Source organism: Paenibacillus sp. FW507-14B1B, from assembly GCF_058781425.1.
In genome coordinates, this window is sequence record NZ_JBYSWS010000006.1 from 1 (window position 1) to 15,772 (window position 15,772).

At 42.3% G+C, this 15,772-nt stretch carries 15 protein-coding genes; all 15 read right to left on the minus strand.

The features are described from left to right. Nucleotides 1–97: 97 nt before the first annotated feature. On the minus strand, nucleotides 98–430 hold the full coding sequence (locus tag AC3WJJ_RS22730; protein ID WP_492544068.1) for a hypothetical protein: 333 nt from the start codon (nucleotides 428–430) through the stop codon (nucleotides 98–100). 4 nt (nucleotides 431–434) lie between these two features. Further along, the gene (locus AC3WJJ_RS22735) at nucleotides 435–713 is read right to left on the minus strand and encodes a WXG100 family type VII secretion target (RefSeq protein ID WP_492544070.1); all 279 of its coding nucleotides are present in this window, start codon (nucleotides 711–713) and stop codon (nucleotides 435–437) included. Further along, complete coding sequence (locus AC3WJJ_RS22740) at nucleotides 714–1,520, minus strand: hypothetical protein (RefSeq protein ID WP_492544072.1); 807 nt, start codon at nucleotides 1,518–1,520, stop codon at nucleotides 714–716. A 24-nt stretch (nucleotides 1,521–1,544) separates the two neighbouring features. Further along, complete coding sequence (locus tag AC3WJJ_RS22745; RefSeq protein WP_492544074.1) at nucleotides 1,545–2,909, minus strand: hypothetical protein; 1,365 nt, start codon at nucleotides 2,907–2,909, stop codon at nucleotides 1,545–1,547. Between the two features lie 61 nt (nucleotides 2,910–2,970). Next, the gene (locus AC3WJJ_RS22750; protein WP_492544076.1) at nucleotides 2,971–3,249 is read right to left on the minus strand and encodes an EsaB/YukD family protein; all 279 of its coding nucleotides are present in this window, start codon (nucleotides 3,247–3,249) and stop codon (nucleotides 2,971–2,973) included. A 15-nt stretch (nucleotides 3,250–3,264) separates the two neighbouring features. Next, nucleotides 3,265–4,014: a vWA domain-containing protein gene (locus AC3WJJ_RS22755; RefSeq protein ID WP_492544078.1), complete on the minus strand. Its 750-nt coding sequence runs from the start codon at nucleotides 4,012–4,014 to the stop codon at nucleotides 3,265–3,267. Between the two features lie 76 nt (nucleotides 4,015–4,090). Beyond that, the gene (locus AC3WJJ_RS22760) at nucleotides 4,091–4,360 is read right to left on the minus strand and encodes a WXG100 family type VII secretion target (RefSeq protein WP_492544080.1); all 270 of its coding nucleotides are present in this window, start codon (nucleotides 4,358–4,360) and stop codon (nucleotides 4,091–4,093) included. Between the two features lie 119 nt (nucleotides 4,361–4,479). Continuing rightward, nucleotides 4,480–8,487 (minus strand): type VII secretion protein EssC, encoded by a 4,008-nt coding sequence (gene essC / locus AC3WJJ_RS22765; protein ID WP_492544082.1) that lies wholly within the window; start codon nucleotides 8,485–8,487, stop codon nucleotides 4,480–4,482. Between the two features lie 52 nt (nucleotides 8,488–8,539). Then, nucleotides 8,540–9,526: a hypothetical protein gene (locus AC3WJJ_RS22770; RefSeq protein ID WP_492544084.1), complete on the minus strand. Its 987-nt coding sequence runs from the start codon at nucleotides 9,524–9,526 to the stop codon at nucleotides 8,540–8,542. Next, nucleotides 9,513–10,055 (minus strand): hypothetical protein, encoded by a 543-nt coding sequence (locus tag AC3WJJ_RS22775; protein ID WP_492544086.1) that lies wholly within the window; start codon nucleotides 10,053–10,055, stop codon nucleotides 9,513–9,515. The genes AC3WJJ_RS22770 and AC3WJJ_RS22775 overlap by 14 nt, the downstream gene beginning before the upstream one ends. A 13-nt stretch (nucleotides 10,056–10,068) precedes the next feature. Further along, nucleotides 10,069–10,449 carry a hypothetical protein gene (locus AC3WJJ_RS22780; protein ID WP_492544088.1) on the minus strand — a complete coding sequence of 127 codons (381 nt, stop codon included), beginning with the start codon at nucleotides 10,447–10,449 and terminating at the stop codon, nucleotides 10,069–10,071. Beyond that, complete coding sequence (locus AC3WJJ_RS22785; protein ID WP_492544090.1) at nucleotides 10,446–10,943, minus strand: ABC transporter permease; 498 nt, start codon at nucleotides 10,941–10,943, stop codon at nucleotides 10,446–10,448. Before AC3WJJ_RS22785 ends, AC3WJJ_RS22780 begins: the two co-directional genes overlap by 4 nt. 20 nt (nucleotides 10,944–10,963) lie before the next feature. Next, nucleotides 10,964–13,030 carry a hypothetical protein gene (locus AC3WJJ_RS22790; RefSeq protein WP_492544092.1) on the minus strand — a complete coding sequence of 689 codons (2,067 nt, stop codon included), beginning with the start codon at nucleotides 13,028–13,030 and terminating at the stop codon, nucleotides 10,964–10,966. Beyond that, nucleotides 13,027–14,982 (minus strand): P-loop NTPase family protein, encoded by a 1,956-nt coding sequence (locus AC3WJJ_RS22795; RefSeq protein ID WP_492544094.1) that lies wholly within the window; start codon nucleotides 14,980–14,982, stop codon nucleotides 13,027–13,029. The genes AC3WJJ_RS22790 and AC3WJJ_RS22795 overlap by 4 nt, the downstream gene beginning before the upstream one ends. After that, complete coding sequence (locus tag AC3WJJ_RS22800) at nucleotides 14,933–15,772, minus strand: hypothetical protein (protein ID WP_492544096.1); 840 nt, start codon at nucleotides 15,770–15,772, stop codon at nucleotides 14,933–14,935. Before AC3WJJ_RS22800 ends, AC3WJJ_RS22795 begins: the two co-directional genes overlap by 50 nt.

The following is a 15,772-nucleotide window of genomic DNA, read 5'->3' on the forward strand; positions in this document are numbered from 1 at the left end:
CTCTTCAAATCCTCCATTTCTTCGGATGCATTACGCAAACTTTTAGAGGTTTGTTTTAAACTGGACAGCTCCACTTCTAGTTTCACGCTGTGGCCCCCTATTTTTTACTCTTCTGTGCTTCGAGCCTTCGCTGTCTTTCTCGCTCTTCTCTCTCTCTTTCTCTCCGTTCTTCCTCGATATCCTCTTGCCTGAATTGCTCGGCCAAGCTTTCCAGTCTTCTAGCGAAATCCTCCATATCATTCGCAGTCTCTCTCATACTCTGTAAGACTCCAGAGAATTCCCCCATAAAATACTGATACACATTTCCCGCCCAATCTGTGGACTTCACTCTGCTGTAAACTGTATCTCGTTCACTTTCCAATTTATTGCTGCAACTACGCAACTTAGAAGCAATTCTCTCCAATCTAGCTACATCGGCTCGAATCGGCATTTTATCATCTCCCTACCGTATCGGCTTGTCTAAACCTTTCGGAAATAGCCTTCAATTCATCTCCCACATCTTGCAGAACTGTTGAGATACTCTCTAGCTGTACATGAGCATCTTTAAATGAAGAGTAGAATCTTTCTCTGGACTTCCCTTCCCATTCACCTGTAACTCCGTCAATTAATGACTTTAATTCTCTAGCCATAGAAAGGCTTTCTTCGCTACTTCTCAAAAAACGATCCCCAACCTCATTCAAACGCTGCGGATCAACCTTTATTTTATCAGCCACTTACTCCACCCCTTTATGAACAGGTATATCAAGATAACCCTTAAATTGATCAAGCGCTTTTTTAATGACTTCCGGCTTATATGGTTCAATCTGAATACGGTCTTCGGATAGCTCCCGAATTAGGTATAACTCTTCTTCCAGATGAAAATAATGATAACCTTCCTGATGCCACTTGTACCCGTTTCGCTTCATGAATACCATGGATCCCGAATGAGTAGCTGAATAAATCACATTTAACATAGATTCTGCTGTATCTGGTTCGCAGCCGGATGAAATAAGTAGGTCTTGTTTTTCCTTCCTCTCAAGTCCATCCCACTTCTCCCATGAACACTCCGATAAAATAATAGGCGAATGTGTACTACGGCCTCTTAAAGTCAGAGGAAAAAATCCTCTCATTGCATCCATAGTTATGGAAGCATTCGCAACAGGCACTAGAACGATCTCATGTGAATCTTCTTGCGTCCGTTCAACTACAATGTTAGGCATGAAATAGTAGTAACCTTCGTATTCTCCTACCTCTTCCATATGCTTTCGAACAAACATGACATTCTCTGATCCTGCCGCTGCTATGCATGCTCCAAGCATTTCGTGTAGATCAAAGCCAATACCGCCCTCTTTTGTAATCAGGTATTTTTCTTTGATAAGCTCCTGCTCAACGATCTTGTACTGTGATTCTAATTCACTCGAGAGATGCCCCTGGAATGGGTCTATGAAGCCAGCAATATGATGCGCGCCCATGATTTGGGTCAAGAAGAAAAACTGCTTTGCGGTAAGGGGAAAGACCCACTCATTTTCTAATGATTCCATTAATTCACTTCCTTTTCTATCAAGCTAGAATCTACTAATGATATAGAATAATACTGCAAGAATAAGAATAGCTCCTGAGCCTAGCAATACTAAGAACCACAGCTTTTGATATAAGGATTGATCGCTGTCAGCAGCCACTCGATTAAGTATTTGCTTGACCGGCTTCTCTACGGTGTCCAGGCTATCGTTGTCGGCGTCAATTGTCTGTTGTATTTCATCCATCACAATTTCGATCTCTATACGAATAGCAGATCTCACGGGTAAATTCTCAACTAACGTACCGTACTTCCATAGCGCAGCTCGAAGATCCCCTTGCTTCTCAATAAGACGGGCTTGCTTCAGATGCCTCTCCTGTTCCTCATTCAATAACTGCTCACACCAGCGTTGAGGGTCTTGATGACCCTCCTGATCGTACTCTGTGAATTCAGCAGCAAACGCTAAGTCTTCCTGATTCGTCTCTTCCTTTGGGGAGTCGTTGCCTTGCTCCGCAATGGAGGTAAGAGCAATTTGCCACTCTCCAAAGGCTGGGCACTGCTGAAGCTCCTCCGCATTCCAAAGTCTGGTTAGTATCATGCTTATTTCTGGCCCGTACTGGTCCTCCAATACTTTGGTCAAGATTTCATACCGACTGCATTCCTGCTGAATCTCGGATGGATCGAAATAACTCTCTCCCCAAGCGGCCTCACGCACTTCCTCACTGGACCATCCCAGCATTTCCGCAATCAGAATTCCACCGGAGAATCGATCAGACAATGCACTCCAATCTGGATAATCCCGTAAGAATGATGCTGTATATCCACTTTCACCTTCCGGCAAGTTATCCGGCTCCTCCAAATGCTTGGCATAAAGCCCTTCCATATCAACGAATTCGATCGTCCAATCTGGATCATCCGTTTCCGCCAAAATCATATTAGATCCCGATAAATCGGTGTGTGCTATTCCGGATTGCTCCATTTCAACCATTTGTGATACAAAAGCAAACGTCAGTTTTAGTGAATTGGTACGTGATAGCACTTCCTTACCAATAAGAACTTCTGTCCAAGTCTTACCTTCAATCCAAGGCATAAGTGCACTATATAGAAGCTCCGGATAAACCGCGATGATATTCATATCCTCTTTTGGATTCAGAATCGCTCTATCACATGCACGCATACCGCCAAGAGAGGATAGTGCAGAAAGCTCACTTGCCTGCTTAACAATAGAAGGATATCGAAAGGCCGGACGAAAAACCTTGAGTGCTGAAAATCGACCATCATCACCGATCAGCTTATAAACCGTACCCTCCCTTCCTTCCTGCCCAAAAGGAATTCCATCAACGGATGGATGCTCTGCTATAGTGAACGACATACTGCGGATCTTTATTTCAGTATTTAATTCAGGTGGAAACACTACATTGAACTCCTTTAACTTAATAGAGTTATCTTGAAAATCTCCTACTTATATATTTCAGTTACGTTGAAAAAGATTGAATTCTCTCAAGTCGTAAATAATTTCCATCCATAGCTTCCATTTCACGAAGAGTTTGATCCAACGTTACCTCTCTCCACTCATTTCCATCATCACTAAGAGCATAGCGATAATTATTCGGATGAAAGGTAAGTACCAGCCCTTCATTTAAGCCGCGAAGCATAGGCTCTAATAACTTCTCAAGAGGAAGATGATCAGGGATCTCAATATCCGACTTTTTTCCCGTTTCTTCAATAATTAAAGTGATTAACGATCTGTTCATGATTCTCCCTCCTTATTACATTGGTGTAGAAGCTGACATTTGAAATCCAAGAGAAATTAAGTCTCTGCTTGTACCCGGCAGCATCATGAGTGCACCCTTCTGGATAGAATATGCAGACTCTCTCATCATTTCCCGATAGGATTCTGGGATGACAGAAGACATACGTTTCAGCTTCTCGGAGTATGGATCTGCAACAAAGCTATCAGGCATCATGCCTTTCCACGACCTTGAATCGCGGATTCTTTGACTAGTTGCATCCTCTGTAATAAATATATTCTCAATTAATACATTTCCATCGGGAACGGATAAGTTCATAATTCGCTTAGCAATCGGCTCAGGGTCTTCACCTGTATATATTCCATCTGTCATATGACAGATAAGAGGCGCAGGGCAATCATGCATACTCTTTATCTCCGACTGCAATATTTTCTCAGCTTGTCTAAAAGCTTTAGCTGTATCTGTAAACCTTCTAGGAGATAGCTCTGGAAGACTCTTATAATTAGCAATACGGTCAATCGGCTTTACGCCATCAAGCAGATCATATACCTCATCACTGTATGCAAGTATTGAAATACGATAACGTGGGGAAATCTTTGAATTCTTCGTTGAGCGATAAACTATTTGTCTCATAAGGGTCTGTAACGCTTCATTCACAATATCCATTCTGCGCTGTCCCTCAAGCTCTAAGGTCATAGAACCGCTAACATCAATTAAGTAAATAAGCGTTGCTGGTGTAGTACCTGTTGCATGAATCATATAACTCATCGGCAAGGCCCTCTCGTTCTATTACTGGATGGTAAAGAAAAAGCCAGGTAACTATACCTGGCTTCTCTAGTAACGGTTACTGCTGGTCAGCATCTCTGAAGCGTTGGGCAATAGTCGACAATTCAGTGGATACTGCTTCAAGCATTTCAACATATGTAATCATATTCTGCTTGTCTGTTTCGTATCTTTCATAGAAGTTTTGGGAGGTCATACCTTCCCATTGTGAATTCAAGGAATCCATCAATGAGTTTAATTGATCCGCCAAATCTCTGCTATCTTGAGCGGCATTTGAAAATCTTTTTGAAGCATCGTCCATATCTTCGGGTGTAATTAAAATACGTGCCATCTTCTCATTTCCCCTTTATACCATTTTTAATAGATTTTACCTTTTTATTGTACCAAAAGCACTAGAATTCGACAAAACATTTTTTGGTAAACAAGTCTCATCATAGTTATTTAGTATGATTACATTGTTACTACTACGGCTCTGTTATTAATTTGTTCTACTTGTTCATCAATCCTTGCTAAACCTTCCGCAAAAGCGTAAGCAAGCTTAACACTTACAAACTTGCGTTTCACATAGAAGCCTTCTCCATCTGGGAGTGTCTTATTGGCTGTACCGAATGGTATCTTGATATTAAATAATTCGGTATCTGCTGACTCTGCAGTCCCTAATAACCAGCCAATCTGACTAGATTTAATCTCCTTGAGCCACTCGTCAAAAATACGGTGCATCGCATTGGCTTGTCCAGCAACAACGATAATGACGCCATGATCACGACCATTCTTACTGATATAATCCAGATGACCTTGCAGTGGTTTAGAAATTCGCTTCGCCATGAAATCCGCATCATCAATTAGTAGGAGCAGCTTCTTCTCATTAACGCTTGCTGGATCAGCAACCCGCTTCTCCACTTCTTCCCGTAAAACTACCAGCATTTCCTCCAATGACTGCTCATTAAAGGCATACCCTTTCGTATGACGAAGCTCTCTTACAGAACTTAATCCTGGCATACTGCGTCTAAAGTCACACAGATACAACTCCATCTCATCGGCTGAATACTTCAGCGAAGTCAACAAGGCGATGGATGTCAGCAAGGATGATTTGCCGGATTCCATTCTGCCACCGATCATAAAGTACGGCCCATCCGCTTCCATATCCCATTCCAAGGATTTCAGATTATCAATACGGATGCTAAGTGGAAGGCAACCTACCGGCACAATACCTTCTTGGAGATCATCCCAGACATCTTGAAGCGGTAATACTTCCGGTAGCGTCTTTATCGCTTCAGGCTTCATAACCGTGCATGCATCATTTAGGGCAGTAAACTTTTCACGCAGCATTCTTGCTCTTGTAGATTCATTCACCGCATCAATAGATAAAGCAGCTTGAAACTCGTATGGTGGAAGAGTTCCCTTGATATATCCGCGTCCTTCTGGTAAGTGATTCGGTGCTTTAGGAAGTCTTCCAACCGTGTAGTTGTAGTCCCCTGAATCTGCAAGCAGGAAGGAGACCGCATTGGAAAAGTTGCTCCTAATCCGTTCAAGCATGTCAGATACTCTATTCACGGTAACCATAAAATAAACACCCAAGCTAGACCCTTCGCGAAGTAACGGATCTAGTCTTTCATGCAGCTTCTCGAACTGACTCTTGAAGCTAACATAGCTGTCAATAATGACGAGTATGGCAGGTAAGACCTTATTCGTTTCTTCACAATATGAAAGCCTTGATTTAACCCCTGTTTCCGAGAACAGCTGCTTACGGTGAGCAATCGTCTCCTCAATATAGCTAATCAAGCGTGTCATCTTCTCTTCCTCATCATCCTGTATAACATCTGCCACGTGAGGTAATAACGAATAGTCCCTGAGCATTCTACCAAAATCAAGCGCATAGATATGTATATCATTTGGTGTCGTGCTTAGGGCCAGGGAGTACAGTAATGTCTGAATAAACGTTGTTTTACCTGTACCTGGCATACCATAGATAATCCAGTGCCCGGACTCCAGATCCATCCGGAATGTGAACTGCTTCTGATTTGCTACATCATCAATAAGTCCTACAGCCGGGTTTATAACCCTGCGAGTGTCATATTCCTCTTCAGGCAGCTGCTCTAGAGCTAGTTGGGTTGGCAGAGGCGGCAGCCATGGCCCAGGCAGTCTTGAAATCCCCTGTTCATCAGCCTTTCGGGCAATATGCTCAATCAGAATATTTAACTGTTTCTCTTCCAATCCTTTATCCTTCGGTACATCTTGAACAACCAATTCCAGCTGATCCTGGAGCTTCATCCGGCTTCCGTCCAGCAGGTATTCGTACATCGTTCCGTCCGATTGGGCTGCCGATTGATGAGGACGATAAGGCGCCCCGCTCCAGGCGAACTGAACGGATTCAAACACTTCGTTGCTTCCGACCTGGAGGAAGCCTCTTCCCGGATTGGTGATATGCGCTGCATCCGGAATTCGAATCATCTCCCGGCTGTCGCCTTCATCCTGCACCCGGAGACACACCCGATATCTCGAGTTACTCCAAATTTTGTCATCCACAACGCCACCAGGCTTTTGTGTTGCCAGCAGCAAATGCACGCCTAATGTTCTTCCGATCGCCGCAATACTAACCAGCTCACTCATAAACTCCGGCTGATCTTTCTTCAGCTGGGCGAACTCATCAATAACGATAAATAAATGCGGCAACGGGTCCTTATCCTTCCATTCCGTCAAGTAATATTCATCAATATGCTGAACATTACCCGCCTGGATGAAGAGTTTTTGTCTACGTTTCAATTCGGATTTCAGAGATATTTTCGAACGTTCAATGAGTCCTTCTTCCTCCAGATTAGTCACCGTCGCGATGACATGCGGAAGAGCCTCAAACGTATTCGACATCCCACCGCCCTTATAGTCAATCAACATAAAGGCCATATCATGCGGATGGTAATTTACAGCCAAGGAAGCAATAATAGACTGAATCACTTCACTCTTTCCTGAGCCTGTGGTTCCTGCCATAAGCCCGTGAGGTCCATGCCCTTTACGCTCAATCTTGTCATGCAGATTAAGATATACAGGCTTCTTGCCGCCTCTTACACCCACCGGAAACGGCAATGTATTCGGATAACGCTTCTGACTCCAATTGTCTTCAACATGGAACTGTTCAATATGCTGTATATCAAACAGTTCAAAGAGAGTCAGCACGTTCACAATCTCATCGGCAGAATTGCGCTTGATCCGGTAAGGTGCCATCTGTCGTGCAAACTGGTCCGCTTGCTCCAGACTCATCGGGTCAGGCTTGAAGATTTGCACAAATGGCTTCGCGTCCTTCGGCTTGGCATAAGTTTCGTCACTGGCGCCGCCAGTAACGTTCGTGGAGCGCATGCTGGCCTCGCCTTTGCCGACCTCAATCACCAATTCACATTCCTTAGGGAGCTCCTCTTTACTCGGGGCCATCACAATACTTGCGGCTCCGATCTTCTCTGACTGCTTCATCAATAGAGGAAGAATCGGCTCGTGCTCGATCATTTCAATGTAAGGGAATATGCATACATAGAACGGAAGCGCCTTTTCCTTCTTATCCAGCCATTGACGCCGCTGCAGCCGACTGAACAATTGTTCAAGAACCTGAGGCTTGTAGCCGCGTTCTTGGAATATATAACGGAATGACCTTGTGTCATTCCAAATGTGCGGAAGCCAGCGCATCCACTCCCACTGTTCCGTCTGCATTTTGTTCAGAAACACAGCCATTTTAACTTCATCCGGTGCATGATGTGTTGCCAGTTGCGTCACTAATGTCCGGCAGAACATATTTAAATCTTCTTCTTCCCCAACCAGACCAACAACTCGATATTTGTTTAAATCAAGCAGCGCAGGCGCATTGTTGATGTGAAAGAAAGGCTCTACCATATCGGTCGCCTTCTGAATCATCGGGTCCTTCTCCACACTATCCTGCTGCGGTACTTTGATATCAAAATGACTCGGAATCGTTCCAATCCCTACCCGCACCTTCAAAAAGTCAGCATCCTGAGGAATTCTCTCCCAGATTGAAGAACTGCGCTCTTTAACGAGATTAATGCAAAATTCAGGATCCAGATGAGTCTGATGCCAGTTCAGAACCAGCTCATTCTTCCAGTTCTGCAGAATTTCCCGCTTTTCATTCAAGTGGTCATCATACAGCTTGGCCCGGTCTCTTATCTTTTTACGATGCTTGGCTTTGTTCTGGAAGAACACGAGAACCGGAACAAAATACGAAACAATCATCATACTCAGGGATATCATCTGTACAATAATAAAATGACTATTCCCCCGGCTCTGATAATAAGCCATCATTGCTGTTCCGCCAGCTACCGTAACGATTATCGGGATAATTATGGAGATAATGTTAAGCTGAGGTGGCTGTGGTGTTGTAGGTGGACGAAAAATTTCTACTTCTTCGCCTGTCGTCTCTTTAATAATTCGGGGTGACCGGCGATAGAAAAAATGTGACATATATAGCTCCCCTTCTTCTCATTCAGCATTTTGTAAAATGCTCACTTAAATCTTATTGGCCATTTCTGCATTCCTTGGCAAAGTAACCTGCCGCAGCCGCAGCCTTCTCATTCGTAAAGGTTTCTTCTTCCTGCAGACCGAAAGAGCAGGAGCTCCGGTGGTAATATTTAATGCCCGTCGCTCTGTCAATTCCTGCTTTGATCTCTGTTTTCTTCACAAGACGACCGCCGCCCAGCGCATAGTTATTGTAATACTGATCGCCAACAGGGATGCCCTGTACAAATGCCATGACACCAATATCCTGAATCGAGTTCACCCATTCATCCTGAGAGATCTGGGGCAGCTTGAATGTATAGTGGATACCGTAATGTGTTGCATATTCGTTATGTTTGTTAATCAAATAAGCAAGATCATTCTGAATACTTTTTACAATTACGCTTCTTCTTACATTGTCAAAGTTCTCGACATCATTCAGGATGGGAATACTCGTCTGCCCTTCCAGATCCTCTCGATACCCCTCTACCCACGCTTTTTTCCTTGCATCATAAGCATATACATAGCTATCTAAAGTGAAGTTTATACTGTTGCCCCTGCTGTCAGCATATGAATAAGGCTTTCTTGGTCTCCACATATGTTTGAATACCTTCTGGTTATCCTGTCCGATATACTCCGTCACTGCATAGGCATCAAAACCATCATAATCAACCACGACTAGAGCAGGGATATAGCCGGCAAGCGCTCCCTGACCAATAGGATCATCAACAACACCAAAGTTCAAGTATAGGGTCCGAAAGAAAGTATCTAGGGCTAGTTCCTTGTTCGCATAAAAGAACTTATTGGACTGATACCCCGCCTCATACTCTTGCAGCACATTTACGTTAAGCATTTGTGACGCATCCTGGACAGCAGTATGAAGTGAAGCTGAATATTGCTCTGTTAGAAGCATCGCTTCCTTCTGATCTGCCGTCCGCATGTCCATAACAAGGAAGAACGGAACAAATATACAAATGAAGAAAATAGAGAGACTAGTAATCTTCATTGAGTACCATCCCTCCATAAGGGACGAAGATTTTCACTTTACTCCCTGTATTACCAGATGTGAAAAAATCCGTAAGCACAGCAGCCATCGTTCGATTCACATTCTTCACCTTAATGGTAAAGAAATCCCCCACGGTCATATAATACTTCGTATCTTTTCCCGCCGTTTTCGGAAACAGCACCGACATAATCTCCTCAGTATAACGACCATCAAAGTACGTACTGAAGCTATTTTTAAAACTATTAGGGTCAGCCGGGTCACTATACTCGGGATGGTATTTCTTATGCAGGTGCTCCAATTGAACGTCATATTGATTACCCGTTGCCCCTAACTTCTTGTTGAAGTCAAGATACATCTCAGGTGTTATATATCCCTTCGTCCTCGCAGCATCCACAAAAGCAGTTGTTGCTGTATGAACCACAATCTGCGACAGATCATCTTGTCTTTGTGCTTGCTGATATAAGGGATATGCGAACAATAATATAACAGCAATAAATACACCTAGTATCTTTGAAAAAGAGGTATCCAAATACGCTCACCCTTTATGTAAAAACAATAGTCTGTAATATCCCGTTTCGATCACGAACAAAGGAAATCTCATATGTGCGATTCAGATCAATGACCGATACATCGATCTCCTCTATATCCTGAGTTTTCGAGAAATAACGGCCTTCCACACGAATACTAGCGTTGAGAGTATCCATATTACGTATACTTTGAAGCACTTCTGCCCCTGTATAGAGATCCTGTCCATTCAACTCTAGACTCGTATATAGTCGGCGCTCTTCATTCATGGATGCGTCGTGTACAGCTCTGATTGCCCGATCCTGAGAATTAATACCTCCGATAGCGAACATACAGGCTGTAATGAACAGAAATATCTCGGCAATCATTAGGAGCGCCTTTTCAACGGAATCGCTCATTGCATTTCTTGTTTAAAAATAATTCCACGGATCATATTATTGCTGTCTCTTACAATGCTAGATCTGAACTTTCCACTTGGATTGATGTATTCGTTGCTAGACTGGTTTTCAGCGTTTGATAAATTTCTATATTTATCATTATCATCGTATACTTTAGTAACAACACCATTTATAACCGTGAACTCATTTCCATAATAAGTGCCTCTAGGCGAGGAACCAATATTCTGCTTCCCGGTTACCACCTGAACCCCAAACTGCTCTTGATTCATATACTGACGAATCGCATTCAATACCTGACTCCCCGACAGCGTTGTATTGTTATATGTGTTGTACTCTGTATCCGACAGCTGTGTTGTAATGGCAGCCATCTTCGTCTGTCCCTGCTTCGCCGCATCCTGGGATGATACTGTAATTATTACGACAATCGTGATCAACATAATGGTAAGAAATATTCCTGCTGCAACTCGTATACCAACGCCAGTATTCTCTTCCATGAACCATCAAACCCTTTCCTTTAAATGAATTGTATTTGTGAAGATATATCACTTAATTGTCCAAAGGACATATATAAGAATGGAAACACGAGATACAGACCGATTAACAGCGCTCCCGGTGTCCAGCCAAATAACTTACCGTAAGATGATTTTTGACGGATCAGTCGTTCAAGTCGCTCTTTCTTCTGCTCCGCATAATACTCCTGCTCCATTTCCAGATCATCGAATGCATCCTGTAGCGATAGCTTTTCTACCGCTTGCATTAACCTTTTAATAATTCTTCCGAAAGGATCAAATGGAGCCTCTGTCTTTAATGTGCTTAAGGCATCCTCAGCTCCGCTATCGTAGTTGAGGAGACATTTCTGCAAAGCAGGTCTGAAAATAATACTGTAACGCTCCATCCACTCCAGTACGGTTTCTACAGAGATTCTTTCAAACTCAGACAGAATGGAGATAAGCACATGAAACTGATCAACCTCGCTTTGCATTTCCAAAGCTCTCAACTTCCTCTGGAATAGAAGGATCCATATCGGAAGATTGTAGCCTCCGAAACCAACTGAGATAGCAATTAACAGCTCCCACCATTTGAGATATTCACTATTTATGGAGTTTACTTTGTCAGCAATTCGGTTAATCATGATATTGAGCTTTACATCTGATAAAGGCTCGTCAACTTCAGACTCAATCGATAGAATAATGGATTCCCTTGTTAATTCCCCCTTATCCAATTTGTCAATGATGGCATTATCTGTTGCTGTTGTTGCATTAGCACTCTCGAGTTCACGCTCATCCATGTTCCCAAGGATAAACGTCTGTTCTGCGGTAGGCTTTGTTAATATGTGATGGACGGCATTATAATGTAGAAACATGGAGAATAGAATGACGCCCACAAATCCGGCAATACTTAGAACAATTCGACGAACATACAGCCACTCTACAACCAGATGAGAATTCGCTTCTTTTAGTAGCATGTTTAATCGATAGCTCTTCCTCATATTCCGATTCGGAACTAGCCGATCTACAACCCATTTCACACCAAGCCAAAGATACAGCTTCCTTTCCCATTCTTTTCTCGGCCCCTTCGGAACGTACTTCGCTTCATCATTCTCTGAAAGCTTCCGAATCAGTAAATAGGAGATTACGGCTGAAGCGTAAATAATAATTCTCATAATGAAACCGAGTTTACTGTTATAGAATTCTGATGTAATTGGAAAATACGATTCGGCCCACCGCTGAAGAGGAAACGACAGTAATATCGGAACCAATGCCAGCAGAGTTAGTCCCCCGAGCTTGTAGCGAAGCTTCTGTCTTCTAAGCAAGTCATATCTAATTTCTTGTACGAATTTATTGATGGCATTCAGGTACATAGAGCCTTTCTGTATATTCCTGTCACCATATTCCATGATCAAATGAGAGACTCCAGAAAACACTTTCAAATATCGATTCGGAGCCACGGCATAATAGCCTTCCAGACTTTTTGCGGGGTCCTTTGAGGTTAAGATTTCATGAATCCTCTCAACTTGAAGCTTGATATCAGGGGGGGCACTCTGGGCAGCCATATAAATAGCCTCATCCACCATACGTACCTCTTGATAGTAATGCCGGTTATCTTCAAGAACATTGGAGAATTGCTTCAGTAATCTGTCCTCCACCCGATTCACAAAAATATCAATAAACAGTTCATTTACTACAATTGCTATTAATCCACCAAAAAACACGGCCATCCAGCTTCTGCTGAACACGGCAAGTAATATAAGTGCTACAGTAATCGTGCCTAAGGAAAGAAATGTTATCCTCATCGTTTCCTTGCGGAGCGAGTACTCATCATATGTGTTGATCGCGGTAAGCCTTTTCCTAATTTTAAGGATTTGGCCTCTAAATATAGGAATTTTAAGCAGCTGTACATATGACTTTTGATAGAAAATTAAAAGTTGTCGTGGAGTACGGCCCGTTACGGTCCGTGATGGCCACGATTTTCCTGTATTTTTCCGCTGTTTTCTACTCTTTAAGATGAGATAGAGCAATACCCCACCGGATATAAGTAATGCTCCACCAAAAATAATTAGTATCCATAACCACTTATTCATTGAGCGTTCCCCCAGTAAGCACTTAGGAATTCACTGAAGGATTCTCTGTCTTCCGAATTCATATGGAATTTCATTCTTTCAATTTTCTCAACAGATATAGGGCTAGTCGCTACATATACGCCATCTCTGTACTCGATAATATTTCGAGAAGTCCAGACTCTTCCGTTATTTCTCCGATGAACCTCTCTCTGCAACTCAACCAACGCATCGATTTTACTTTCCAAAGAATTGCCTTTGCTAAGTTCTCCCTCTTGTTCAATTAATTCAGATTCATACCTTACCGGAACAATCTCCGTAATTCGTTCAATATAACGTCTTCCATCCATTTCTTTTCGCATGTGAATATCCCATTGAACTGCATTCACTACCTGTTCCTCAGCAATCCGTTCGTTTTGAAACACTCCTGTTTTAAGCAGTGAGTTTCTGAGCGACCATACAAGTTCCCTAGCGGACGTTGCGTGGTGAGTAAATATAGTAAACAAACTTGCTACCTGAGACATTTGAATCATCCATGCCGCAACAGGATCAGTAGCTACCTCACCTAATATATTTACTGCACCGTCCGTCTTCTTCTGAAGATCCAATCCGGCTTGTCCTGAAATATTATCCGTTTCTCTCAAGGCCAGTGAGTTACGCTGTGGATAAAGTCTTCTTAGATGAAGTTCAAATGTCATTTCCTGAATACGTAAAGTTAATGTGGCATAGATGTACTTAACCGATGCCATCACGAGCGATGTTTTACCCGAGCCTTGTGGTCCTGTAAAAGCCGTTACCTGAGCACCCTTCATTAAATACTTAATCATTTCTCGTGGAAGCTCAGCGTTATCCGTATTCTTAGATGAAATAAGATTTTCCAGATTCATATTGGGAAGATCAAATTTCCTTACAAAAAACGCCCAACTTTCGGCAAATGGCGGACGTACTACAACGACACGTGATCCGTCCTTCATCTCGTTTACTTTATAACCATTCGTCTCTGTAAGCTGTCCCGGGTTATCATATTTATATATATTTTGACACACCCGCTTAAGTTCAAGATCAGATCCAAAGCTTAAGAACGATAGATGTATAGATTTACCTCTGAAAAATATCCAGACACTCTGATATCCGGGATGAGCAAATTTCCTCATTCCCTGTAGCAGTGCAACTTCATCCTCCACAATCTGCATATTCGTAGGTACACCGGATACGCCACCAGATACTCCATCAATGGCCATGTCCCTAATCTCGTCGATAACACCAAAGCCTTTGTAATGCTGGTATACGCGCTGCACGATAATACTTATCTTGTCTTCATAATCTAGATTGAGACGAGCTTCCTTGGCATAAATTGCTCGTATTTCATCACCAGTGATCACATAAGAGTCAACAGTACCATCTTCAATCACCTTTTTAGGACGATCCAATTTATATTTATTGATCAAATTCGTTAACCCATGAAACCCATACTTCTTCTTATATAAATAGAGTAAGATATCAAATTTATCTTGGTCTGTCAGAGCCTCTTCGTCATCAAACGGAATAATTCTATTCATATTCTTCTCGTCTAAGCCGTAATTACGTTCCAGAAGATCAGCTATAAACTGTTTCAGATAAATCTTCTCTTGAATATCTCCTGACGTAGCATTCTTCATAGCATTTCGTAGTTCTGCGACAATTTCCTGACGACGTGTGTATTCTTCACTGGACATTCCCATGTCCAAGAGATTGATATTGATATATTCATTTATCATTTTCTTTACATACTCGAGCAGGTTATCGAACTGAAATCGCTCCTCATTCCGCTCAGTATCTGTTGAAGGGGACCTCCCCTGCTTACTGGTCAACTTAATAAATAGAAAAACAATTAAAGCCACGATAATGAATACAATCACTAGGAAATTGATGGTGAATGGAGTCACTTCAATCCCCTCTTTCAATCTTTTTAAGTTTTGTATTAATCGCAATTTCACTTAAAATTATTTCTGCTGCCTTACCAACCTCTTGAACAAAGTAATAATTCTCATGATCCTTAGATACATTCCGATTACGTGAAAAAAAGCCCTTAACATCACCATCATTCAGATGATCTCGATAACTAGTGTTATACGGAACCGTGCAAATATGACCTTTAAATTTATACTTATTAGCTATGTTTCTAACTTTATATTTCGAAAATGGGTCATACTGTGTCATCAAAAGAACATGTTTTTTATTCTTTATGCCTTGCGGCCATTCTCCCCTCTTCTCATCAAAATATTTTTCTAATACAGCAATATTTTGATCCAAGCAGACAACCACAATATCTGAATTCTCATGAAGCTGCTCCACTACCGGATTAACTACTCCACTATTCGTATCCATTAAAGTAGCGGCATAATAATCATTAGCCTGCTGAAAAATGATGTTTATCGCTTCGATCGAGTTAGGGTGAGACTTATTTAATCTTTTACTTCCCTCGAGAAGATCCAGTCGATTTCTCTCCAGCATAAACGCATGATTTCGAATGCCTTCCCGTTCAAGCTTACCGCTCTTTGTCGTTCGTTCGAGAGAATCCAATCCCGTCCCAGATAAATTTCTAAACTGTGAATGATATTGATTAATCGTTTTTTCAAAATATCGCTCCATTGCCCCATCATTGTTCATAGGTTGGCTCACCAATGTCCTGATATCATATTCAAGCCCTATATAGGCTGCTATAGCAGCAGTGGCGCTGGTAACCCCGAGACCATGCTGCATTCCCCAAAAGGAGACCTTCCCCAT